We start from the raw sequence: 23,429 nt of genomic DNA, 5'->3' as shown, positions 1-23,429 counted from the left end.
TAGACGCGTCCTCGAATAGAGGGCAACGGGTTCGCGATGTGGCGCGGTTCACACCGGGCGGGCGGGCCCTCCGGGACGCGGAGGGCGCGCCCCCGGCTCAGCCGGGCAGGTTCTTCTCGATGGCCGCGACGACCTCGGCCGACTCGGGCTCGGCCTGCGGCGCGAAGCGCGCCGCGACCGCGCCGTCCGGGGCGATCAGGAACTTCTCGAAGTTCCACCGGATGTCGCCGGTGTGCCCCTCGGCGTCGGGCGTGCCGACGAGGCCCTGGTACAGCGGGTGCCGGCCGTCCCCGTTGACCTCGATCTTCTCGGTCATCGGGAACGTGACGCCGTACGTCGCCGAGCAGAACTCGGCGATCTCGTCGGCGGTGCCGGGCTCCTGGCCCATGAACTGGTTGCACGGGACGCCGAGGACGGTGAAGCCGCGCCCCGCGTACCGCTCCTGCAGCCGCTCCAGGCCGGAGTACTGCGGGGTGAGGCCGCACTTGGAGGCGACGTTGACGATGAGCACGGCTGTGCCCCGGTACTGCGCGAGGTCGGCGGAGCCGCCTCGCAGACCGTCGATACCTACGTCGAAGACAGACATGAGGCCGATCTTAGGAGATCGCTCCCGCGATCGGCCGCCGCCCGCCTACGAGCCCAAGGCGTTCACGAAGGCCGCGAGCTGGTTGCCCGCGTTGCCGAGCTGGTCGAAAGCGTTGTTGACCACCCCGGCCGCGTCCGTCGGTGAGCTGAGCAAGTAGAAGATGACGAAGGCGATCGCCACATAGCGGAGGTTCTTCTTCATCCGTACGCCGTCCCTGGTTGTAGCGCGCGACACAATTGACCCGATCCAATTGTGCCCAGCCGCGTCTGCCCGCAAAGCGGGATTTTACTGTGACGCGGCGGCCACCGCTTGGTGGCCCCGCCCGCCGGAGACGCGTAGAAGCCCCGCACCGCCGGGGGTACGGGGCCACGGAGCCGTCCGTCAGTTCGGGATCGCGCTCATGAACTGCGACAACGACTCCGCCGCGCTGCCGAGCCCGCTCAGGGCGTTGTTGACCAGACTCGCCGCTCCTTCGGGCCTGCTGATGACGTACCACGCCAAAAAGGCGATTGTGGCGATCTTCATATGCTTCTTGTTCACTTCAACCACCCTCTGCGGTCGCTAACTCACCCAGAGTAGTGCCCAGAGGGGGGCTGACGGAGATCAAGAGGGGGCAAAGAGACGGTCAGGTCCCGTTGGCGTGGGCGGCGATGTACTCGATGTACAGGGGCCTGAGCGCGTCCCCGACCTCGCCCTCGCCCGCGTGGGTGAACTCCTCCAGCAGCGACAGGCCGTGGAAGATGTCGAACTCGGCGCGGTCGACCTCCCCGGTGGCGGCCGCCGCGGCCGGGATCGCGCGCAGCAGCTTCCACAGGAAGCGGGCGTCCCGCCGCTCCCGGGCGAGGTCCATGGCCCGCTCGTGCAGCTCCTTGGAGGTCAGCTCGTCCAGCTTCGCGCCGTCTGGCGTCACATCGGACATGGTCCGACTGTAACCGGGCGGGTCACTTGGTGATGACGTCCTGCGGGATCGGCCGGTCCTCCTTGAGCGCGCCGAAGAGCTTGGACGCCTTCGCCCGGTCCCACGTGATGTACGACCCGACGGCGGAGCTTCCGCTGCCCCCGATCGGGACGGTCGTCGTCACGCCCCCGCCGCCGCTCACGCCCTTCATCGCCCACATCATGCGGACCAGGTCGTACAGGTGGTCGTTCTCGTCGACCAGGAAGTTGCTGGTCGCGTTCATGCCGAGCGGGATGCTGCGGAACGGGTTGAGCATCGTCCCCGGGCTCGTCGCCTTCTTCATCAGCGCGGCGAAGAACTGGCGCTGGTGCTCGACGCGCTCGAGGTCGGCGCGGGCGTACTTGCGGGTCCGCACGTAGCCGAGCGCCTGGCCGCCGTCCAGCGTCTGGCAGCCGGCCTTGAGGTCGAGCCCCGCCTTGACGTCCTTGATGTTCTCCTTGACGCAGATGTCCACGCCGCCGACGGAGTCCACGACGCCGACGAAGCCGCCGAAGCCGATCTCGGCGTAGTGGTCGACGTGGACGCCGGTGGCCTTCTCGACGGTCTGCACGAGCAGCTTGGGGCCGCCGAACGCGAACGCCGCGTTCAGCTTGTTCGATCCGCGCCCCGGGATCGGGACGTAGGAGTCGCGCGGCAGGCTGATGAGCGACGTCCCGCCCGAGCCGTAGTGCAGCAGCATCATCGAGTCGGTGCGGCGGCCGCCCGCGAACCCGGTGGCGAGCCGCTTCTGGTCGGCCTTCGACAGGCCCTCGCGGCTGTCGGAACCGACGATCAGCCAGTTCGTCCCGGGCGTGTCGGCGACCCGGCCGGGATAGTCCACCAGGACCGACTCCCGCTTCAGCCGCGAGTCCATGTAGAAGTAGCCGCCCACGACGAGCAGCAGCAGCACGACCGCGATCGCCCCGAGCACCCGCGGCCAGCGGCGCCTGCGGCGGCGCCGGACCGGCGCCCCGCCGCGCGGGCCGCCCGGGTCGATCCGCCCCCCGGCGAGCTGATCGCCCGCGTACGGGTCGTCGTACGGGTCGTACGGTTCCCGCCCGTAGGCGGCGTGCTGGTGCGCCCGTCCGTCGTTCATGCGTAGACCTTAGACAACCCGGCGGGTGTCGCGCGTCCATCCGGCGCATGATTGTCCGCTGGAACAAATCACCGCGCTATGTGACACATGAAGCGGACACCGTCCCCCTTACGGCGCACACTGCCCTTGCCGGGGAGTACGCAGGGAGGATGGCGCATGGGCGGACGACGGCGTCTCACGAGGTGGATCCGCCGCCGCGGCGGGGACGGGCCACGGCAGGAGGCGCACCCGGGCCCCGAACTCCCGGAGCTGACCGCGCACCGCTGGCACGAGAAGGACGCGGAGCTCGCCGGGACGGGCCTCGGCACCGTGGCGCGGCGGCTGCCGGCGGTGATCACGCAGGCCGCGGGGCTGGCCTGGCGGGCCAGCCGGGTCGACACGGTCGCGACGATCTCCCTCAACCTCCTCGCGGGGATCTTCACGGCGTTCTGGCTGCTGGCGACGACCGGCGTGCTCACCGCCCTGTTCAGCGCGGCGCCGACGCCGTCCCGGGTCCGCGACGCGCTGCCGTCGCTGGCCCTGGTCGCGGGCGCGGTCGCGCTGCGGGCCGGGCTGCAGGCGTGCGCGGGCTGGTCCCAGGCGCGGCTGAACCCGCAGGTCCAGCGGCTCGCCGAGCTCCGGCTGTACGAGGCGGCGACCGACGTGCACCTGGCCGCCCTCGACGACTCCGACTTCCTGGACGAGCTGCAGCGCGCGCAGACCCGGGGCATGATGTCCGCGCCCCGGGTCGTCCAGCAGGCCGTGGACGTCCTCACGGGGCTCGTGGGGATGGCGGCGGCGGCCGGGACGCTGGGCGTGCTGCATCCGCTGCTGCTGCCCCTGCTCCTGCTGACCGCCGTCCCCGAGGGCTGGGCGTCCGTCCGCAGCGCCCGGATGCAGTACCTGACGATGCTCTCCCTGGTCGAGGTCGCGCGCCGGAAGTGGATCCTGTCGGACCTGATGGTCGAGCGGCAGCACGCCGCCGAGGTCCGCTCGTTCACCATGCGGGCCTTCCTCCTCGACCAGTACGACCGGTCGGCCGCCCACCAGCGGAGCGTCGAACTGGACCTGGCGCGCCGCCAGGCGGTCGCGCGCGTCACCGGCGACGTGCTGAAGGGCGTCGCGACCGCCGCCGTCTACATCGCGCTCGGGGTCATGCTGTGGAAGGGCGCGGTGCCGCTGGCCGTGGCGGGCACCGCGGTGCTGGCGATCCGCTCGGGCCAGTCGTCCCTGGCGAACCTGGTGTTCGCGGTCAACCAGTGCTACGAGGAGGGCCTCTACTTCGGCGACTACCTGGGCTTCTGCGCCGCCGCCGAGGAGCGGATCCCGCGCCGCGCCCTGCCGGCGGCGCAGGAGCGCGGGCGGCTGCCGGACGACTTCGCGCGCATCCGCGTCCGCGACGTCGCGTTCACCTACCCCGGCGCGGACGCGCCGTCCCTGCGGGGCGTCTCGCTGGACGTGCGCAAGGGGGAGGTCGTCGCGCTCGTCGGCGAGAACGGCTCCGGCAAGACGACCCTCGCGAAGATCATGGCGGGCCTGTACGACCCGGACGCCGGCGAGGTGCGCTGGGACGACGTGCCGCTGGCCGCCGTCCCCCCGCAGGAGGTCTGGGAGCGCATCGCCGTCATCGCGCAGCAGTACACGCACTGGCCGATGACCGCGCGGCAGAACATCACGATGGGGCGCGGCCGCGACCACGCCGACGGCGGCGCCGAGGACCCGGCGATGCTCGCCGCCGCCCGCGCCTCCGGCGCCGACGAGGTCGTCGGGGAGCTCGCCCGCGGCTACGGGACGCTGCTGGACCGCCGCTTCAAGGGCGGCGCCGACCTGTCCGGCGGCCAGTGGCAGCGGCTTGCGGTGGCGCGCGGCTTCTTCCGGGACGCGCCGCTGCTGATCTGCGACGAGCCGACCGCCGCCCTGGACGCGCGGGCCGAGCACCAGCTGTTCGAGCGGATCCGGACGCACGCCGACGGCCGGACCGTGCTGCTGATCACGCACCGGCTCGCCAGCGTCCGCTACGCCGACCGGATCTACGTCCTGGAGCGCGGCGAGGTCGCCGAGGAGGGCGACCACGCGGCGCTCATGGCGCGCGGCGGCCTCTACGCCGACCTGTACTCGCTGCAGGCCGCCGCCTACGGGGCGGGCGGCCCCCGGGCCCAGGCGGGCTAGATGTAGAGGCCGTGCCCGCCGTCCCGCACCCGGGGCGGCGCGTCGGGGACGTCCTCGGGCCGCAGCAGCCCCACCTCCGCCGCGGCGACCGCGCGGCCCTCGTCGTCCCCGGCGGTGATGCGCTGCGCCTGCCGGGAGATCGTCGCCTCCAGCAGGTTGCGGACGAGCCGGGCGTTGCCGAACGAGGAGCCGCGCGGCTGCGCCGCCACCCGGGCGCGCAGCGCGTCCAGCACCCCGGGCGCGAGCGCGAACCCGGCCTCCGCCGCCATGAACTCGAAGATCGTGACGAGTTCGTCGTCGGTGTAGTCGGGGAAGCGCAGCTTCTTCGGGAACCGGGACTTCAGCCCCGGGTTGGCGTCCAGGAACCGCTCCATCTCGGCGTCGTAGCCCGCGACGATGACGACCAGGTCGCCGCGGTGCTCCTCCATCAGCCGCAGCAGCTCCGCGATCGCCTCGTGGCCGAAGTCGCGCCGGTCGCCGCCCGCGGACGACAGCGCGTACGCCTCGTCCACGAACAGGACGCCGCCGAGGGCGCGCTCGACCGCGCCCCGCACCCGCGGGGCGGTCTGCCCGACGAACTCGGCGACGAGGTCGGCGCGGGTGACCTCCACCAGGTGCCCGGACGACAGCAGCCCCAGCCGGGCGTAGACGGCCGCGATCAGCCGCGCGATCGTCGTCTTGGCGGTGCCCGGGTTGCCGCTGAACACCATGTGCCGGGCCGGGGACGCCGGCGACACCTTGGCGTCGCGGCGCAGCTGCTCGGCGCGGGTCTCGGCGACGAGCGCGGCCACCTCGCGCTTGATGTCGGCGAGCCCGATCAGCCGCTCGACCTCGGCGAGCGGGTCGCCGGGCACGTCGTCGCGGCCGCGGGTCAGCGTGTCGGGGACGTCCTCCAGCAGGATCACGTCGAGGGACTCGGTCTCGTCCACGATCCCGTCGGCGAGGACGCGGCGGCCCTGCATCGCGACGGCCCGGTCGAGCAGGTTCGTCATGATGCGGACGTTGCCGAGCCCGCGCTCGCGCGGCGCCGCCTCGACCAGCGCGCGGACCTTGTCCAGCACGCCGGGGGCCAGCTCGAACCCCGAGTCGGCGGCCTTCGCCTCGAACACCCGCACCAGCTCGTCGTCGGTGAGGTCGGCGAAGCCGATCGTGCGGGGGAAGAACTCGGCCAGGTCGGGGTGGGCCTTCAGCAGCCCGTTCATCTCCGCGCGCGGGCCGGTCAGCACGACGACGAGGTCGTCGGTGTGCGCCTGGACGCTGGTGAGCAGGACGTCCAGCACCTCCCGGCCGCGCGCCGCGTCGGCCGACACCGAGACCAGGGCGTGCGCGTCGCGCACCAGCAGGACGCCGCCGTGCGCCTGCTCCACCGCGCGCCGCACCCGCAGGACGCTCTCGCTGGCGTACTCGCCGAGCAGGTCGGCGCGCTCCACCTCGACCAGGTGGCCGGACGACAGCACGCCGAGGTCGGCGTAGATCCGGCCCAGGATGCCCGCGACCTTGCCCTTGCCCGTGCCGGTGTTCCCGGTGAAGACGAGGTGGCGGGGGCGGGCCCGCGTCGTCATGCCCGCCTCGCGGCGCAGCCGCGCCGCCTCGGCCTCGGCGATCAGGGCGTCGACCTCGCGCTTCACCGGCTCGATGCCGATGCAGGCGGCCAGCTCCGCGACCGGGTCGGTCCCGGTGGGGCGGCCGGAGACGAGGCGCTGCGGCAGGTCCGCGGCGGTGACCTCGGCCGGGCCGGCGTCGCGGGCGCGGGCGGCGGCGACGGCCAGGCCCGCCATGTGCTCGGCCAGCCGGGCGCCGCGCAGGTTGCGCAGCGGCGGGGTGCGGCGCAGCAGCCCGCCCGCGGCGGCCGCGACGCCGGGTGCGGCGTCCGCGCCGCGCCGCGCGACCGCCAGGGTGAACAGCTCGGCGAAGTCGTCCTCGGCGAAGTCGCGGGTGCGGGCGACGTCGAACGCCCGCACCAGCGCCGGGTTGGCGTCGAACAGCCGCCGGTCGCCGCCCGGCCGGCACAGCGCGACGACGTTGAGGGACGGCGCGCGGGCCATGAGCCGGCGCAGCTCCTCCACGGCGGCGGCTCCGCAGCGCTCGCTGGCGGCGAGCTTCTCCAGGTCGTCCACGACGAGGAGCATCCGCCCCTCCACGCAGTCGCGGACGCGGGCCTGCAGCCACAGGACGGCGTCGCTCACGCCCAGCGACGCGAACACCTGGTCGGAGATCCACAGCGCCTCCCGGACGGCGCCGCGCGCGGCCAGCAGCTCCTCCGCGATCTCGGCGGCGGTGCCCTTCCCGGTGCCCTCCGGGCCCGTGACGAGGAGCCGGACGGCCCGCTCCCCCGCCAGCCGCGCCGCCACCGCGTCCCGCAGCGCGCGGGACAGCTCCGGCTGCCCGACGAGCCCCGGCTCCGGCGCCCCGGCGCGTCCGGGACGGTCCGCCCCGGCGTCCCGCTCGGGCTTCTCGGACTGCTCGGACTGCTCGGGCTTCTCGGCGCCGAACGCCAGCGCGTTGTGGACCCGCCGGACGCTGAACAGCCGCCGCAGGTCGGCCTGGAACGGGCGCACCGGGACGCGGCACCGCGGGCTCGCCGGGGCGTCCGGCAGGCCCTGGACCGCGCCGGTGACGCGCACCGCCATGTCCAGCCAGGCGCGGGCCGCGTCGGCCTCGCCCGCGACCAGGCCGCGCGCCAGCCACGCGCGCACGCCCTGCTGCCACGCCTCCGCCGCGAACCCCTCGCGCGCCGCGCGGAGCCGCTCCTCCACGTTCTCGTACCGGGCGGTGCCGAGCACGACCGCCAGCTCGGCCGGGACGACCGTCGCCTCGGCCGCCAGCAGCAGCCGCGCCAGCGCGGCATCGGGCTCGTCCCCGTCGGCGACCGCCCCGGCCAGCCGCTCGTGCGCGGCGTCGAGGCCCTGGCACGCCCAGCCCAGGTACGCGACCGGGCCCGCCAGCTCCGGCAGGACGGCCAGCTCCTCCTCCGTCAGCGCGGAGGCCCAGGCGTCCTCCAGCCGCCGGTTCGGGACCGTCATGTCGACTTCGCGCAGCGCCGGGTCGGCGGCGCGCCGGTCGAACAGCCCCATCAGCGCCCTCCGGCGCCGCTCGACGGGCTCCAGCCCCTCGAACACGTCCAGCCCCGCGCGCGCCAGCTCGAACATCACCGCGCGCCGCTCCGGGTCGTCGCCCGCGGGCTCCGGCAGCCACAGGCCGGGCGGGCGCCACCGCCCGCCCTGGGTGAACCACGCGGCCGGGTCGCGCACCGCCGACTCCGGCGTCGCCAGGAAGTCCGACAGCAGCTCGTAGTCGACGTCGCCGCGCGACCCGCCGCGGACCGCCGACGCCCCCAGCAGGAACGTCAGCAGGGACCACTGCTCGGCCCCGGCCGCGCTGGTGCGGTCCCCGTAGAAGTCACTGAGCTGCCGCGTCAGCACGACCGCGCGCTTGTCGGTGTTGTACTCGACCGCTCGCTCGCGGATCTCCTCGTAGAGGCCGTCCGGCACACGCCAGGGACCGTGCGCGTACACGTCCAGCACGGGCTCCTCGGTGAGCAGCACTTCGAGATGGTCCGGCAGCCGGGGGGCACTCACTGGGTCCTTCTCCCTGTTCATTGCTCCGCCCTCGGCGGTCGGGCGCTGGAGCGCCCTTCCTCCAACGGGCGAAGCGGCGATCGCTGCATCGCATCCGACTCGCCTGGCGGCTCGCTGCGCGATCAGGTTCTCGCAAGCTCGAACCTGGCTTCGCACGCGATCGCAACGCCGAGGTTGCTGCGGGCCGGGCTTACGGACGTGTGCCTTTCGGTCGGCGCGAGGCTGGGGTGGCGGTTGCTGTAGGCACAGTAGTCGGTTCCGTCTCCGGGCGGCGGGTTGGCGGGGGCTCGCGCGGCCGGTTGGCGGAGGGCTCGCGCGGCGGGTTGGCAGGGGGGCCGCGTTCGGCGATAGTTGTCGCATGGAAAGCATCGGCCGGGCGGTCCTCCGCCCGACGCCGCGCTCACAGGAGGGGATCCCCCCGTGCCACCTTTGGAAGTGACCACGCGGTCGGACGGCGGGCGCACCGTCGTCCGGTTGCGCGGAGAACTCGATATCGCCTGCACGGAAGACCTGCGCAGGGACCTGAACGAGGCGCGCCGCGAGCACGGCGAGCACCTCGTCCTCGACCTGGCCGGGCTGGAGTTCATGGACTCGGGCGGCCTGTCGGTCATCGTCGCCTGCTACAAGGCCGCGACCGCCGCGGGCGGCAGCCTCACCCTGGCCGGTCCCCGCCCCATCGTCCGCCGCACCCTGGAGATCACCGGCCTGCACCGCCGCATCCCGGTGGTGGACACCCTCCAGGAGGCCCTCACGCCCTGAGCGGACCCGCCCTAGAGCGGGAGGGGCGTCGGGCGCTTGGGGGCGCGCCCGTCGCCGGAGGAGCGGCCGGCGGCGCGGCGGCCGATCCAGGGGACGAGGTAGGTGCGGGCCCACCGGACGTCCTCGCGCCGCATCGTGAGCCAGTCGGCGCGGTCCAGCGGCGGCCAGGGCTCGCGCCAGTCCCCCTCGGTGGGGACGCCGAGCACGCCGGCGACCAGCAGCGCCATGCGGCGGTGGCCCTCCGGGGACAGGTGGAGCCGGTCCTCGTGCCAGGCGCGGGGGTCGTTGAAGGCGCGCAGCGGCCACAGGTCGACGACGTCGCAGCCGCGGTGGTCGGCGATGGCGCGCAGGTGCATGTTGTAGGTCGCGGCCTTGCCGCGGATGCGGGAGCCGGAGCGCAGCCCGCGGGTGTCGAACCCCGTGAAGACCACGACCCGGGCGCCGGTGGCGCGCAGCCTGCGGACCGCGTCGTCGAACACGACCGCGAGCGCGTCCGGGTCGGCGCCCGGCCGGATCATGTCGTTGCCGCCGGCGCACAGCGTGACGAGGTCCGGGTCGAGGCCGACGGCGCGCGGCACCTGGTCGTCCACGATCTGGCGGACGAGCTTGCCGCGGACGGCCAGGTTGGCGTAGCGCAGGCCGGGGCTCCGCTCGGCGATGTGCTCCGCGAGCCGGTCGGCCCAGCCGCGGAACACGTCGTCCTCGCCCGGGTAGGGGTCGTTCAGGCCCTCGGTGAAGCTGTCGCCCAGCGCCACATACGTCCGAATCTGCCCCATTTCGCGCATCGCGACCCCCATCACGGATTCATGGTTAATCACGAAGATTAATCATGCATCGTGCACACGACCTACGCGACCGTAACCGAGCGCCCGCTAGGTCCAGCTCGGCGACGTGGTGCCGGGCTGCTGCGCCTGCGCGGCGGCGGGCGACCCGCCCGCGTGCACCGTCATCGCGTGCTTGACCAGCGTGATCAGCACCTGCTTGGTCGACTCGCGGCTGCGCGCGTCGCACTGGACGATCGGCACGTGCGCGCTGATCGACAGGGCGTCGCGGATGTCCTCCACCGCGTACTGGAACTCGCCGTGGAACCCGTTGACGCCCACCACGAACGGCAGGCCGAGCTCCTCGAAGTAGTCCACCGCGGCGAAGCAGTCCTCCAGCCGGCGGGTGTCGACCAGCACGACGGCGCCGATCGCGCCGCGGACCAGGTCGTCCCACATGAACCAGAACCGGTGCTGCCCGGGCGTGCCGAACAGGTACAGGATCAGCTCGCTGTCGAGCGACACGCGCCCGAAGTCCATCGCGACCGTCGTGGTCGTCTTGTCCGGCACGGCCGACAGGTCGTCCACGTCGGCGCTGGCCGCGGTCATCACCGCCTCGGTGGTGAGCGGCATGATCTCCGAGACGGAGCCGACGAACGTGGTCTTGCCGACGCCGAAGCCGCCACCGACCACGATCTTGACCGAGGTCAGCTCGGCCTCTCCGCCGCGCGGCCCGGGGGCCGGGACCTGGTCAGAGCTTCCGAAGGCCACTGAGCACCCTTTCTAGCAAGCGGAGGTCCGGCTGTCCGCCGGCGGTGGTTGCGGGCTGCGACTGGTGCAGGCGCAGCAGGCCCTCGACGGCCATGTCGGCGACGAGCACGCGCGCCACACCGAGCGGCAGGCGCAGCAGCGCGGACACCTCGGCCACCGAGCGGGCGGACCGGCACAGATCCATGATCGCCCGGTACTCCGGGGTCAGCATGGCCACGTCCCGGGGCGGATACGGCGCCGCGGTGACCAGCGCCTCGATGGCGAGGTCGTAGCGCGGCTTCGTCCGGCCCCCGGTCACCGCGTACGGGCGCACCAGCGAGCTGGCGTCGCTGTCCTCCCGCTCGGGCGGCCGCCCCTGCACCGGTGCACGACCCTGGTCACCGGGCCAGCGTCCGGGGCCGCCCGGAACCCCGGGTCCGCCTCCGTAGTGACTGCCTCGATCCATGTCGCCGACCTCCGTCAGAGTCAGTCACGGTCAGTAGCGGGCGGGGCCGGCGCCCATCTCGGTCACGGGCGGCCCGGAGTACGGGGGCTGCTGCTCCTGGGCGCGCAGCGCCGGGGTCAGCACCCGGCCCACCCGCTCCACCAGCAGCGTCATCTCGTACGCGACCAGCCCGAGGTCGCAGTCGGGCGCCGCCAGCACCGCGAACACCGACCCGTTCGTGATGGACATCACGAACAGGAGGCCGCGGTCCATCTCGACGACGGTCTGGTTCACCCCGCCGGCGTCGAAGATCTTCGCCGCGCCCTGCGTCAGGCTCATCAGGCCCGAGGCGATCGCCGACAGCTGGTCGGCGCGCTCCGGCGGGAAACCGGACGAGTACGCCATCGGCAGGCCGTCCGAGGAGACCACGACGGCGTGCGCGACCTTCGCGACACGGTCGGCGAAGTTCGTCACCAACCAGTTGAGATCCTGCCCGCTCACCGCGTGCCTCCTGTCTCGCCGTCACCCTGTGACGGTGTCTCACCTGACGTGCCCGTGCCGCGCGCCTCGCTGCGTCCCCGGTGGACGCCGCGCTGCAGGCTCGCGAAGCGGTTGCGTACGACATCGGCCGACTGGCCGTAACCCTCTTGGCCCTGCGCCTGCGGGTCCTCCGGCTGGAGGCCCTGCGGCTGGCCGGGCAGCTGCCGTCCCGGCGCGGGCGGCGGCTGGCCGGGCCCGCCGGGAGGCGGCCCCGACGGCGCGCGGCCGACCGCCCCGGGGACGCGGTTCTTGCCGGGCACCCGCTTGGGCAGGCCCACGGTCGTGCGCGACGTCGCCACGGGCTGCCGGGCCGCCTCGGCGGCGCGGAACCCGGCGTCCGCCGGTGACTCCCAACCCTTCACCGGATCCTCCCCGGACGTGCTCCCCGACCTGCGCTGGAACCATTCGGACTGCATCGCGTCGAAGATCGGCGAGCGCTCGGGCACCCGCGGCGCCTTCGGTTCCGCGTGCGCGGGCGGCGGGGGCGCCGCGGCGTGCATGGCCGGCTCGGGAGCGGGCGGTTCCGGCACGTACTCCGGCACCGGGTTCGGCACGGGCGCCGGCGGCGCGACGTCGGCGTACCCGGCCGGGCCGGCGTTGCCGCCGACCGGGAGCGGCCCGGTCTCCCACGGGATCTGCCGCGCGGCGCCGGGCTCCGGCGTCATCGGCTGGGCCTCCGGGACGACGGGCTGCGGTCCGGTGCGCCCGCCCGGCCGGAAACCGCCGTTGCTCGCGGCCGGGCCGCGGCCGGCCGGCTCCTGCGGACGCTCGTTGCGCGGCTGGAACAGGCCGTTCGGCGAACCGTCGTCGGACGGGCGGTCGGGCAGGTGGCGGCCCGGCTCGCGGATGGGCAGCTCGCCCGGACGGCGCGGCGGCTGCCGGTCGCCGGGCTGGTACGGGTCCTGCGCGGGGCGGTGCCGGTCCCGCGGCGGGCGCCGCTCGATCGGCGGCACCACGGGCTGCGAACCGGTGTCGGCGAATCCGCCCACCGGGATCGGGCCGGTCTCGTTGACGATCGGCTGGGCGTCGGTGCCGCCCCGGACGGGCCGCAGCGGCCCGGTGCCGCCGACCATGGGACGCGGGCCGGTCGTGCCGGACGGAGCGCCCATCGGCTGGCCGACGACGCCGTACCCGTCCTGCCGGTACCCGCCGCCCGGCTCCGCCGCCGTGCTGGTGAGCGCCGCGAGCTGGCCGGTCGAGCCGGACTCGCGGGGCCCGAGGCCCCGGGCGCCGATGCCGCCGGACTCGCCGGGCGCGACCGCCCCGTCCGGCAGCACCACGAACGCGGTGAGGCCGCCGCCCTGGGCGGCGCGCAGCTCGACGCGGATGCCGTGCCGGACGGCCAGGCGGCCGACCACGAACAGGCCCATGCGGCGGGCCGCGGAGAAGTCGATGACGGGCGGGTTCGCGAGCCGCCAGTTGGCCTGCTCCAGCTCCTCCGGCGACATGCCCACGCCGTTGTCGGTGATCTGCAGCATGCAGCCGCCGCCGCTGAGCATCTGCCCGGAGACGGTGACCTTGGTGTGCTCGGAGGAGAACGCGGTGGCGTTCTCCACCAGCTCGGCCAGCAGGTGGACCAGGTCGTTGACGACGGGTCCGGCGACCGCCATGTCGCCTTGAACCCGCAGCGCCACCCGCTCGTACTGCTCGACCTCGGACAGCGACGCCCGGACGACGTCGATGAGGGGGACGGGCTTGTTCCAGCGCCGCGCCTGCTCCTGGCCGCCGAGGACGAGGAGGTTCTCGGAGTTGCGCCGCATGCGGGTGGCCAGGTGGTCCAGCCGGAACAGGTTCGCGAGCTGCTCCTCGTCGCGCTCGCTCTGCTCCAGCTCCTCGATCAGCCGCAGCTGGCGCTCGATGAGCGACTGGCTGCGCCGGGAGAGGTTGACGAACATCGCGTTGATGTTGCCGCGCAGGACGGCCTCGTCGGCCGCCAGCCGGACCGCCTCGCGGTGGACCTCGTCGAAGGCCCGCGCGACCTGGCCGATCTCGTCGGTGGAGTCGATCTCGATCGGCTCGACCTCGATGCCGCCGGCGGCGGCCTCCGGATCGCGCAGCCGGTCGACCAGGCCGGGCAGCCGGGTGCTGGCGACGTCGAGCGCGCCGGCCTGCAGCCGGCGCAGCGGCCGGACCAGCGACCGCGCCATGATGACCGTGATCAGGAGCACGACCGCCAGCAGCACGGCGATGATGACCGCGTCCATGATCGAGGACGTCCGGGCGTCCGCGCCCTTCACGTCGCTCTGCGCCCTGATGTCGCTGGCCAGCCGCTGCTCGACCTCGCGCATCTTGTCGATCATGCTGGTCATCGAGTCCCGGATGACCTTGGCCGAGCGGGCGGTGCCGAGGGAGCGCAGCAGCGGGCCGCCGGACGTGCCCGCACCGGAGATCACCCGCTGCCGCACCTGGCGCGCCTGGTCGATCTTGGTGCCGACGACGGTGTCCTCGTACAGCTGGGCCTGCTCCAGGGTCGCCGAGTCGCGGAAGGCGGCGAGCTCGCTGTCCTCCTGCGCCCGCGCCGCCCGCAGTTCGTCCAGCTCGTCGGCGGCCAGCAGCTTGGCCCGCGCACCGGTGAGGAGCAGGGCCCGCTCGCGCGAGACCGCCTCCTTCGCCCGGGCGAGCGCGCCGAGCGCCCGGCTCGACTCCGCGAGGCCGCCGTCGGCGACGTTCTGGGAGATACCGTCGAGGACGGCGATCAGCTCGTTGGTCGCCTCGGTGTACTTCTGGAGCACGATGAAGGCGGGGACCTTGGTGCCGACCACGAGGGAGCGCAGGGCCTTCACCCCGTCCAGGCGGCTGAGCACCGCGCGGGCGTCGCGGACGGCCTCGGCGCCGTAGGACGCGTCGATCGCGGACGCCGCGCTGCGCACCGGCCCGATCTGCGCGTCGGTCTTGCGTTCCTGCGCCTGCAGTTCCGGCAGGAGCTGCGCGGCGCGGTTGGCCGCGCCGTACTCGACGGCCAGGTCGCGCTCCGCCGAGAACTCCTGGACGAACCGGGTGATCCCCTCCCCCAGCTCGGCCATCTGCTCGACGCGCCCGTAGGTCTCCGCCTCGCTGACGGAACTGGAGATGCGCGCCCCGGCGAGCACGACGGCGGCGACCGTCGGCACCAGGATCAGGACGATGAGCCGCTGTGGCACACGCCAGTTCCGCAGGCTCAATCTACTGCCTGACCGTGTCGAACGGTCCGACTGAACCTCGACGTTCCCAGGTCGAGGACCGTCGCGACCTTCGTCGCTTGGTTGCATCCGCCGCTAACACCCTCTCCACACGATGTCGCACTCTCCGTGGCCACACAGGCGCGCAGGGTTAAAGCGACATCACCTCCACCCTCGGCGCACGACATTGCAGCACATTCCCGGAAGGGCCGCAAAGGACCATAGGTCAGTAGATAAACACCAATGCATGGATCGTGACTTTATGCCCGTATGTCCGTTTTCTTGATCACGCACAGTCACTGACCGTGTATAGCGGGATTGCCACGAACTGATCACGGAACGTAACATGCGCTGCTGGACCCCTCATTTCGGCCGATCAGGCGGTGCGGAAACTTCGCGACCGAACCGTGACCCATCACGCTCCGAATTGGAACGGCAATGGATTGTCACCAGAACCGCAATCCCCGGCGGACGGGAATGAACGGATGGCTTTGGGGCGCTATTGGACAACATATTCGATAGTGCCTGAACCCACCGCCACAGGCCCTCCGGGCATCCCGGCGACCACGGCCGGGACGCCCCGGCGACCTGGCCGGGACACGCCGACGACCAGGCCGGGCGGTCGCCCCGCGGCGCCGGCGGGCGGTGCCGGACCGTCCGTCAGGACACAAGAGAGTCACGCAATTCGGAGCTAAACCACGCAAGTCGTACTCTTCGCGATACTCTCCCTCGAACGTGATCTTCAGGTGTGGGCGGTGCGGTGGCTACAGTCGTTCGCCCGGCTCGCATGCCCCGGCCTCCAGCCCCGCCGAAGCAACTTCCCCCGCGAGTTAAGGAGTGCCCATGCGGCAATCCCTCCGTCTTTCAGCACTGGTCAGCGCGCTCGCTCTGGTCCTGTCCGCCGCCGTGGGGTGCGGCGACTCGGACGACTCCGGCAAGGGCGGCCAGGGCCTGGAGAAGAGCACCATGACGGTGGCGGCGCTTCCCCTCGCCGACAACGTCGCCGTGTACATCGCCCAGAAGCAGGGGTTCTTCAAGGACGAGGGTCTCAAGGTCGAGATCAAGCCCGTCCAGCAGAGCACCCAGGCCATCCCCGCCCTGATCAAGGGCGACGTGAACGTCATCGCCGGCGCCAACTACGTGTCGTTCCTGCAGGCCAACGAGAAGGGGACGCTCAAGCTCAGCGTCCTGGCCGAGGGCGCCACGCTGGCCTCGCACACCTTCGACCTGCTGGTCATGCCCGACTCCAAGATCCGCACCCCCAAGGACCTCGAGGGCAAGAAGGTCGCGGTCAACATCCTCAACAACATCCAGTCGCTGACGCTGAACGCGATCCTCAAGGCCAACAACGTCGACCCGTCGAAGATCGAGTACGTGACGGTGCCCTTCCCGCAGATGGCGACCGCGCTGCAGAAGGGGCAGGTCGACGCGATCCACGCCGTCGAGCCCTTCACCTCCGGCACCGAGAAGGAGCTGGGCGCCCGGGTCGCGGTCGACGGCGGCACCGAGCCGGTGACCGACCTCCCGATCAGCGGCTACGTGAGCACGCAGGACTTCGCGAAGAAGAACCCGAAGACGGCCGCGGCGTTCCAGCGGGCCATCATCAAGGCGCAGAAGCTCGCCACCGGCGACCGCAAGGTCGTCGAGCAGGCGCTGCCCACCTACACCAAGATCGACGCGAAGGTCGCCGGCGTGATCACGCTGCCGGGCTACCCCACCTCGCTGAACGCCACCCGCATGCAGCGGACCGTCGACCTCATGCTGACCGACGGCCTGCTCAAGCAGAAGCCCGACATGAAGTCGGTCCTCTTCCAGCCGACGGCCTGACGGCGAGCACTGATCCATCCATGGCACATCTGACGACGCCATCCCGCGGCCTCTCGCGTCCAGGAAAATGGGCGCGGGGGGCCGCCGGGGTGGCGGTCCTGTTCCTGGCGAGCGAGCTCCTGGGCAGAGCCGGGATCGTGGACCGTTCCTTTCTGCCGCCCGCGTCCAGCGTCACCGTCCGCGCGATCGAGCTGTTCGGCGACTCGGACTTCCTGTTCAACGTGCGCGTCACGCTCACCGCGTGGACGCTCGGCATGCTCATCGCCATCGCCATCGCGGTACCGCTCGGGCTGCTGCTCGGCAGCGTCCCCGCGGTGAACACCGCGGTCCGGGCCATCGTGGAGTTCCTGCGGCCGATCCCGTCGGTCGCGCTCATCCCGCTGGCCGGGCTGCTGCTCGGCTCCGGCCTCAGCATGGAGGTGCCGCTCATCGTCTACGCCTCCTGCTGGCCCATCCTGTTCAACACCATGTACGGGCTGCACGACGTCGACCCCACGGCGAAGGAGACGCTGCGGACGTTCGGCTTCAGCCGCGTCCAGGTCCTGCTCAAGGTCTCGCTGCCGAGCGCCGCGCCGTTCATCGCGACCGGCATCCGGCTCGCCGCGGCGATCGCCCTGATCCTCGCCGTCAGCACCGAGATCCTGTCCGGCTTCGGCGACGGCCTCGGCATGTTCATCGCCCAGGCCGGCACCGTCCCCGACGGCAACCGCGACGTGCTCGCCGGCACCATCTGGGCGGGCTCCATCGGGCTGATCATCAACCTGGCGCTGGTGCAGGCCGAGAACCGGGCGTTCCGGTGGCACAAGGCGCAGAGGAGTGGTGCATCGTGACCGCGGCCGCCCTTACCGTGCGGGCCGTGCGCCCGCGCGGCGTCGCCGGACGGCTGGTCCGCGGCTTCCTGCACCGCGCGCTCCCGCTGGTGATCCTCGCCGCCGCCTGGGAGGCGGCGACCCGGGTCGCCGACAGCCCGTTCTTCCCGCCGCCGTCCGACATCGTGGGACGGATGCGGGAGATGTGGTTCGCCGGTCCCGCCGGCCACCTGTTCTTCGGCGGCGACGCGGGCGACTCCATCGCGCCGAGCCTCACCCGGATGGCCGTCGCGCTGCTGCTGTCGATCGTGGCCGGCATCGTGCTCGGCATCGTGCTCGGCCGCTCCGAGCGCGCGCTCGCCTACCTCGACCCGATCCTGCAGTTCGCGCGCGCGATCCCGCCGCCCACCGTGGTGCCGGTCTTCATCGTGCTGTTCGACCTCGGCACGCAGATGCAGATCGCCTCGATCGTCTTCGGCGCGGTGTGGCCCATCCTGCTGAACACCGTGGACGGCGTGCGCAGCGTCGACCAGACGCAGATGGCCACGGCCGAGGTGTTCCGGCTCTCCGCCCTGGAGCGGATCCGGTTCATCATCATCCCGTCCGCACTGCCGAAGATCTTCGCCGGGCTGCGGCTGGCGGTGTCGCTCGGCCTCATCCTGATGGTCTTCTCCGAGCTCCTCCCCGGCACCTCCGACGGGCTCGGCTTCGAGCTGACGAACGCGCAGAGCATGTCCGACCTGCCGACGATCTGGTCGGTGATCGTGCTGCTCGGCATCCTCGGCTACCTGTTCAACACGATCCTCCTGGCGGTGGAGCGGCGGACGCTCCGCTGGCACCGGGGTGCACGAAAGGCAGACGAATGACGGAGTTCACGGTCCGGCACGCGGTGTTCGACTTCTGCCGGCGGGTCGGGATGACGACCGTCTTCGGCAACCCCGGCTCCACCGAGCTGCGCATGCTGCGCGACTTCCCCGCCGACTTCTCCTACGTGCTCGGGCTCCAGGAGATCGTGGCGGTGGGCGCGGCCGCGGGCCACGCCATCGGCACCGGCAACGCCGCCCTGGTCAACCTGCACTCCGCGGGCGGCGTCGGGAACGCGCTCGGCGCGGTCTTCACCGCCCACCGCGACCGCGTGCCGATGGTCATCGTCGCGGGGCAGCAGACCCGCGCGATGCTGCCGACCCGGCCGTTCCTCGGCGCCGACGAGCCGGAGCAGTTCCCGCGCCCGTACGTGAAGTGGAGCCGGCAGCCCGCCCGCGCCGAGGACGTGCCGGCCGCGCTCGCCGAGGCCTACCGGGTGGCGATGACGCCGCCGCGCGGCCCGGTCTTCCTCTCCGTCCCCGAGGACGACTGGGACGTCGCGGCCGAACCCGTCCCGCACCGCGAGATCCGGCCCGCCTTCGCCGCCGACCCCGCCGCGCTGCGCGAGGCGGCGGACGCCCTGAACGGCGCCGCGAACCCCGTCGTCGTCGTCGGGTCCGGCGTCGAGGACGAGGACGCGCTCCCCCTCGTGGTCGACCTCGCCGAGCGCATCGGCGCGCCGGTGTGGATCAGCCCGCTGTCCGGCCGGTCCGGGTTCCCCGAGGACCACGAGCTGTTCCAGGGCTTCCTGCCGCCCGTCCGGGACCAGCTCGCCGGGCGGCTGGAGGGGCACGACGTCGTCCTGGTGCTCGGCGCGCCGGTCTTCAACTACCACGTGCACAGCGAGGGGCCGTACATCCCGGACGGGACGCGGCTGTTCCACCTCGACTGCGACCCCGTGCAGATCGCGTGGGCGCCGGTCGGCACCAGCATCCTCACGACCATCCGGGCGGGGGTGACCGGCCTGCTCGACCTCGTCGACAAGGCCGACCGGCCCGCGCCGGAGCCGCGTCCCCGGCTCGCCAGGCCGCGGACCGCCGACCCGATCGACGCGGGGCTGGTCGTCGAGACGCTGCGCGACCATCTGCCCGAGGACGCCATCGTCGTGGAGGAGTGCCCCAGCCACCGGGACGTCTTCCACGCGCGGCTCCCCGTCACCCGGCCCGGCGGTTTCCTCACCATGGGCAGCGGCGCGCTCGGCTGGAGCCTGCCCATGGCGGTCGGGCGCGCTCTCGCCGGATCCGGCGAGCGGATCGTCTGCGTCCTCGGCGACGGCGCGATCATGTACTCGGTGCAGGCGCTCTGGACGGCCGCCCAGCACCGGCTGCCGATGACCGTGATCGTCCTCAACAACGGCGGCTACGGCGCGGTCCGGGCGCTCGGCCGCAGGATCGGCATCGAGGACATCGTGGGCGCCGACGTCACCGGCATCGACTTCACCGCGCTGGCCCGCGGGCACGGCTGCGCGGGCCGGGCCGTCACCGCGGCCGCCGACCTGGACGCCGCGATGGCCGAGGCGCTCGGCCACGATGGGCCGTTCCTTCTCGATGTGAGCGTGCTGGCGGACAATTCGGCCATGTATGGAACCACTCCCTAGCGATCTCCATCCACCCCCGGCACATTGGAGAGTCCTCATGTCCGTTCCCCACCCCCGCGCGGTGCTCGGCGGCGCGCTCGCCCTCCTGCTGGCGCTCACCGCGGCCGGCTGCGGCGGCTCCGACGACACGAAGTCCGCCAACGGCCTGGAGAAGTCCGAGATCATCCTCGGCACGATGACCGTCGCCGACACCGCCCCGGTCCAGCTCGCGATCAGCAAGGGCCTGTTCAAGGCCGAGGGCCTGACCGTGAAGACGCAGGTCATCCAGGGCGGCGCGGCCGGCATCCCGCTGCTGAAGAGCGGCCGGCTCGACTTCAGCTTCGGCAACTACGTCTCGCTGTTCACCGCCGGGACCAAGGACCCCGGCTTCAAGCCGAGGATCGTCGCGGAGGGGTTCCGGAGCGCGTCCAAGACCCACACCCTGATGGTGCGCGGCGACTCCCCCTACCAGACGATCAAGGACCTGGCCGGTAAGAAGATCGCCGTCAACACCAAGCGGAACATCAGCACGCTGCTGGTCCGCGCCGCCGGCACCCCTCAGGGCGTGCAGTTCGACGAGGACGAGCAGTTCGTCGAGGTCGCGCCGCCCGCCATGGAGCAGGCCCTGAAGTCGAAGAGCGTGGAGGCCGTCCAGGCGATCGAGCCGTTCGGCACCCAGATGGCGGCGTCGATGGGCGCGCGGATGGTCGCCGACCTCGCCACCGGCAAGGCCGCCGACCTCCCGATCGCCGGGTACGCCGCGACCGAGAAGTTCGTCGAGAAGAACCCGAAGACGGTCGCCGCGTTCCAGCGCGCGCTCACCAAGGCGCAGGGCATGGCCGCCGACCGCAAGGTGGTCGAGCAGGTCCTGCCGACCTACGCCAAGGGCATCGACGCCAAGGTCGCCTCGTCCATGAGCATGGGGGCGTACCCGACGTCCCTCGACACCGCCGCCCTCCAGCGGGTGGCCGACCTCATGAGCGAGTTCAAGTACGTGGACAAGCCCATCGACGTCAAGTCGTTCATCGCCTCGCCATCTGCATGAACCTCCGCCGCATCGTCCTCGGTGCCGCCGGCGTGGCCGGCGTGGCCGCCGTCATCGAGACCCTGAGCCGCACGGGTCTCGTCGACGCGACCGCGCTGCCCCCGGCGTCCACCATCCTGCGGGAGGCGGGGAGGCTGGCGGTGGACCGGGAGTTCCTCGTGGACGTCGGGGCCACCGTCCAGGCGTGGTTCGGCGGGCTGGCCCTCGCGGTGCTCGTCGCCGTCCCGCTGGGCGTGCTGCTCGGCTCGGTCCCGCTGCTCGGGACCGCGGCACGGGCCCTGGTCGAGCTGATGCGCCCGGTCCCCTCGGTCTCGCTGATCCCGCTCGCCATCATCCTGTTCGCGGATCCCACCCGGATGAAGATGTCCCTGATCTTCTACGCGTGCCTGTGGCCGATCCTCATCAACACCCTGTACGCGCTCCGGGACGTCGACCCCGTGGCCAAGGACAGCCTGCGCGCCTTCGGGTTCGGGACGCCGGCGGTGCTGTGGCGGGTGTCGCTGCCGAGCGCCGCGCCGTTCATCGCCACCGGCGTCCGCATCGCCGCCTCCGTCGCCCTCGTCGTCGTGATCAGCACCGAGCTCTTCGCGGGCGGGATCAACGGGGTGGGGATCTACCTGAGCGACACCCAGTCCGGCGGGGGCCGGCCCGACCTGCTGCTGGCCGGCGCGTGCTGGGCGGGCGCGCTCGGCCTGCTCGCCAACGCCGGCCTGCTCGGCCTGGAGCGGGTCGCGTTCCGCTGGCACACCGCCCGCGCGGAGGGGGTCGCGTGAGCGGGGCGAGCATGCGGGCGCGGGCCGTCCTCCCGGCGCGGCGGCCGGGCGGCCGGGTCCTGCGGGCGGCGCGCGGCTTCGCCGAGCGCGCCTGGCTGGTCGCCGTCGCCGCGGTCCTGTGGGAACTGGTCACGCGGGCGGTGGACGAGACCTACTTCCCGCCGCCCACGACGATCGCCGCGGCGCTGCGCGAGCTGTGGTTCGGCGGCCCCGCGTCGCACCTGTTCCTCACCGGCAACGCGATCGACGACTTCTCCACGAGCCTGACCCACCTGTTCATCGGGTGGGCCGCCGCGGGGGCCGCCGGCGTCGCGGTCGGCGCGGCCATCGGGCGCTCGCGGCTCCTCGACGACCTGCTGAACCCCGTCCTGGAGTTCCTGCGGGCGGTGCCGCCGCCGACGCTGCTGCCGTTCTTCATCATGGTGTTCCAGCTCGGCGCGACCATGCAGATCGTCACGATCGCGTTCGGCGTGGTGTGGCCGGTCCTGCTCAACACCGCCGACGGCGTCCGCACCGTGGAGCCCCTCCAGCTGGACACGGCCCGCGTGTTCGGCGTCGGCCCGGTCCGCCGGCTGGTCGTGATCGTCCTCCCGGCGGCCGCGCCGAAGATCTTCGCGGGGCTGCGGGTGGCGCTGTCGTTCGCGCTGATCCTGATGGTGCTGTCCGAGCTGTTCGGCAGCACGGCGGGCATCGGCTCGGAGCTCATCGACGCGCAGCGCGCCTTCGAACTGCCGCGCATGTGGGCGGGGATCGTGATGCTCGGCATCCTCGGCCTGCTGTTCAACGCCGTCTTCATGCTGCTGGAACGGCGCCTGCTGGCCTGGCACACGGGCGCCCGGCGGCTGGAGAGTTGACGATGACCCCTATGGCTACGAACCTCAGGACATGAACACAGAAATGGCTTTTTGATGCTCCAGATATCCGGTCTCACCCACTCCTACGCCGACGGGCACCTCGCGCTCGACGGCCTCGACCTCACCGTCCCGGACGGCGAGCTGCTCAGCATCGTCGGGCCGTCCGGCTGCGGCAAGTCGACCCTGCTGCGCTGCATCGCCGGGCTGATCCAGCCGACCGGCGGGACGCTCACCCTGGACGGCAGGCCCGTCAGCGGGGTGCCCGACGACCTCGCCGTGGTCTTCCAGGACTACAGCCGTTCGCTGTTCCCGTGGCTGACCGTCCGCGACAACGTGGCGCTGCCGCTGCGCCGGCGCGGGATGGGCCGCGCCGAGCGGCGCGCCGCCGCGGAGAAGTCGCTGGAGTCGGTGGGGCTCCCGGACGCCGGCCGCAAGTACCCGTGGCAGCTGTCCGGCGGCATGCAGCAGCGCGTGTCGATCGCGCGCGCCCTGGCGTACCGCCCGTCGCTGATGCTGATGGACGAGCCGTTCGGGTCCGTCGACGCGCAGACCCGGGAGGACCTGGAGGACCTCGTCCTCCAGGTGCACCGGTCCGAGAAGATCACGATCCTGCTGGTCACCCACGACATCGACGAGAGCGTCTACGTCGGCGACCGCGTCGTGGTGCTGAACCGGGCGCCCGCCCGCGTGCACGCCGACCTGCCCGTCGAGCTGCCCGCCGCGCGCGACCAGATCGAGACGCGGGGCCTTCCCGAGTTCGTCCAGCTGAGGGCCGAGGTCGGCCGGCTCGTCCGCGGCGGCGCCAAGGTGCCGGGCGCGGCGCCCGCCACCGGGCGGGGCGCGCCGGAACCGGCGGCCGTGCCCGGGGCCGTGCCGGAGGCCGGGGCGGGCGGCAAGCCGGCGCGGTGACGGCGGAGGGGCGA

At 72.8% G+C, this 23,429-nt stretch carries 21 protein-coding genes; 10 read left to right on the top strand and 11 right to left on the bottom strand.

Annotated elements, in window-relative coordinates:
- Positions 1-97 precede the first annotated feature (97 nt).
- The 5 genes from ACA511_RS23215 to ACA511_RS23195 all read right to left on the bottom strand — a co-directional run bounded on the left by ACA511_RS23215 (position 98) and on the right by ACA511_RS23195 (position 2,619).
- A complete protein-coding gene (locus ACA511_RS23215; RefSeq protein ID WP_375026670.1) occupies positions 98-586 on the bottom strand; it encodes a glutathione peroxidase in 489 nt (162 codons plus the stop codon).
- Between the two features lie 45 nt (positions 587-631).
- The gene (locus ACA511_RS23210; protein ID WP_375026669.1) at positions 632-787 is read right to left on the bottom strand and encodes a hypothetical protein; all 156 of its coding nucleotides are present in this window, start codon (positions 785-787) and stop codon (positions 632-634) included.
- 180 nt (positions 788-967) lie between these two features.
- On the bottom strand, positions 968-1,126 hold the full coding sequence (locus ACA511_RS23205; protein ID WP_375026668.1) for a hypothetical protein: 159 nt from the start codon (positions 1,124-1,126) through the stop codon (positions 968-970).
- An 85-nt stretch (positions 1,127-1,211) separates the two neighbouring features.
- The gene (locus ACA511_RS23200; protein ID WP_375026667.1) at positions 1,212-1,505 is read right to left on the bottom strand and encodes a hypothetical protein; all 294 of its coding nucleotides are present in this window, start codon (positions 1,503-1,505) and stop codon (positions 1,212-1,214) included.
- Between the two features lie 22 nt (positions 1,506-1,527).
- Complete coding sequence (locus ACA511_RS23195) at positions 1,528-2,619, bottom strand: LCP family protein (protein ID WP_375026666.1); 1,092 nt, start codon at positions 2,617-2,619, stop codon at positions 1,528-1,530.
- A gap of 156 nt (positions 2,620-2,775) precedes the next feature.
- On the opposite strand from ACA511_RS23195, the gene ACA511_RS23190 reads away from it, so the two are divergent.
- Positions 2,776-4,767, top strand: coding sequence for an ABC transporter ATP-binding protein (locus tag ACA511_RS23190; protein ID WP_375026665.1), 1,992 nt, complete (start codon positions 2,776-2,778; stop codon positions 4,765-4,767).
- On the opposite strand, the gene ACA511_RS23185 is transcribed toward ACA511_RS23190, so the two are convergent.
- A complete protein-coding gene (locus ACA511_RS23185; protein ID WP_375026664.1) occupies positions 4,764-8,345 on the bottom strand; it encodes an AAA family ATPase in 3,582 nt (1,193 codons plus the stop codon). The genes ACA511_RS23190 and ACA511_RS23185 overlap by 4 nt on opposite strands.
- 420 nt (positions 8,346-8,765) lie before the next feature.
- Here ACA511_RS23185 and ACA511_RS23180 point away from each other — a divergent pair, with 420 nt between their 5' ends.
- On the top strand, positions 8,766-9,104 hold the full coding sequence (locus ACA511_RS23180) for an STAS domain-containing protein (RefSeq protein WP_375026663.1): 339 nt from the start codon (positions 8,766-8,768) through the stop codon (positions 9,102-9,104).
- Between the two features lie 11 nt (positions 9,105-9,115).
- Here ACA511_RS23180 and ACA511_RS23175 read toward each other — a convergent pair whose 3' ends face one another.
- The 5 genes from ACA511_RS23175 to ACA511_RS23155 form a co-directional block, all read right to left on the bottom strand.
- On the bottom strand, positions 9,116-9,880 hold the full coding sequence (locus tag ACA511_RS23175; RefSeq protein WP_375026946.1) for an SGNH/GDSL hydrolase family protein: 765 nt from the start codon (positions 9,878-9,880) through the stop codon (positions 9,116-9,118).
- Positions 9,881-9,976: 96 nt separating this feature from the next.
- Complete coding sequence (locus tag ACA511_RS23170; protein ID WP_375026945.1) at positions 9,977-10,576, bottom strand: ATP/GTP-binding protein; 600 nt, start codon at positions 10,574-10,576, stop codon at positions 9,977-9,979.
- 40 nt (positions 10,577-10,616) lie between these two features.
- Complete coding sequence (locus ACA511_RS23165; protein WP_375026662.1) at positions 10,617-11,081, bottom strand: DUF742 domain-containing protein; 465 nt, start codon at positions 11,079-11,081, stop codon at positions 10,617-10,619.
- A 30-nt stretch (positions 11,082-11,111) separates the two neighbouring features.
- On the bottom strand, positions 11,112-11,561 hold the full coding sequence (locus tag ACA511_RS23160) for a roadblock/LC7 domain-containing protein (protein WP_358451981.1): 450 nt from the start codon (positions 11,559-11,561) through the stop codon (positions 11,112-11,114).
- Positions 11,558-14,740 carry a nitrate- and nitrite sensing domain-containing protein gene (locus ACA511_RS23155; protein WP_375026661.1) on the bottom strand — a complete coding sequence of 1,061 codons (3,183 nt, stop codon included), beginning with the start codon at positions 14,738-14,740 and terminating at the stop codon, positions 11,558-11,560. Before ACA511_RS23155 ends, ACA511_RS23160 begins: the two co-directional genes overlap by 4 nt.
- A gap of 861 nt (positions 14,741-15,601) precedes the next feature.
- Between ACA511_RS23155 and ACA511_RS23150 the strand changes: the two genes are divergently transcribed.
- The 8 genes from ACA511_RS23150 (at position 15,602) to ACA511_RS23115 (ending at position 23,415) form a co-directional block, all read left to right on the top strand.
- The gene (locus tag ACA511_RS23150) at positions 15,602-16,585 is read left to right on the top strand and encodes an ABC transporter substrate-binding protein (RefSeq protein ID WP_375026660.1); all 984 of its coding nucleotides are present in this window, start codon (positions 15,602-15,604) and stop codon (positions 16,583-16,585) included.
- 137 nt (positions 16,586-16,722) lie between these two features.
- The gene (locus ACA511_RS23145; protein ID WP_375026659.1) at positions 16,723-17,415 is read left to right on the top strand and encodes an ABC transporter permease; all 693 of its coding nucleotides are present in this window, start codon (positions 16,723-16,725) and stop codon (positions 17,413-17,415) included.
- Positions 17,412-18,260 (top strand): ABC transporter permease, encoded by an 849-nt coding sequence (locus tag ACA511_RS23140; RefSeq protein ID WP_375026658.1) that lies wholly within the window; start codon positions 17,412-17,414, stop codon positions 18,258-18,260. Before ACA511_RS23145 ends, ACA511_RS23140 begins: the two co-directional genes overlap by 4 nt.
- Positions 18,257-19,855, top strand: coding sequence for a benzoylformate decarboxylase (gene mdlC, locus ACA511_RS23135; RefSeq protein ID WP_375026657.1), 1,599 nt, complete (start codon positions 18,257-18,259; stop codon positions 19,853-19,855). The genes ACA511_RS23140 and mdlC overlap by 4 nt, the downstream gene beginning before the upstream one ends.
- A 37-nt stretch (positions 19,856-19,892) precedes the next feature.
- Positions 19,893-20,879, top strand: a complete 987-nt coding sequence (locus ACA511_RS23130; protein WP_375026656.1) for an ABC transporter substrate-binding protein — start codon at positions 19,893-19,895, stop codon at positions 20,877-20,879.
- Entirely contained in the window at positions 20,876-21,652 is a 777-nt protein-coding gene (locus ACA511_RS23125; protein ID WP_375026655.1) for an ABC transporter permease, read from the top strand. The genes ACA511_RS23130 and ACA511_RS23125 overlap by 4 nt, the downstream gene beginning before the upstream one ends.
- On the top strand, positions 21,649-22,506 hold the full coding sequence (locus ACA511_RS23120) for an ABC transporter permease (protein ID WP_375026654.1): 858 nt from the start codon (positions 21,649-21,651) through the stop codon (positions 22,504-22,506). Before ACA511_RS23125 ends, ACA511_RS23120 begins: the two co-directional genes overlap by 4 nt.
- Before the next feature lie 54 nt (positions 22,507-22,560).
- Positions 22,561-23,415: an ABC transporter ATP-binding protein gene (locus ACA511_RS23115; RefSeq protein ID WP_375026653.1), complete on the top strand. Its 855-nt coding sequence runs from the start codon at positions 22,561-22,563 to the stop codon at positions 23,413-23,415.
- Positions 23,416-23,429 lie beyond the last annotated feature (14 nt).

It is taken from the genome of Actinomadura sp. GTD37, assembly GCF_041951365.1.
GTDB lineage: Bacteria > Actinomycetota > Actinomycetes > Streptosporangiales > Streptosporangiaceae > Spirillospora.
This window is presented reverse-complemented; position numbering and strand designations above follow the sequence as displayed.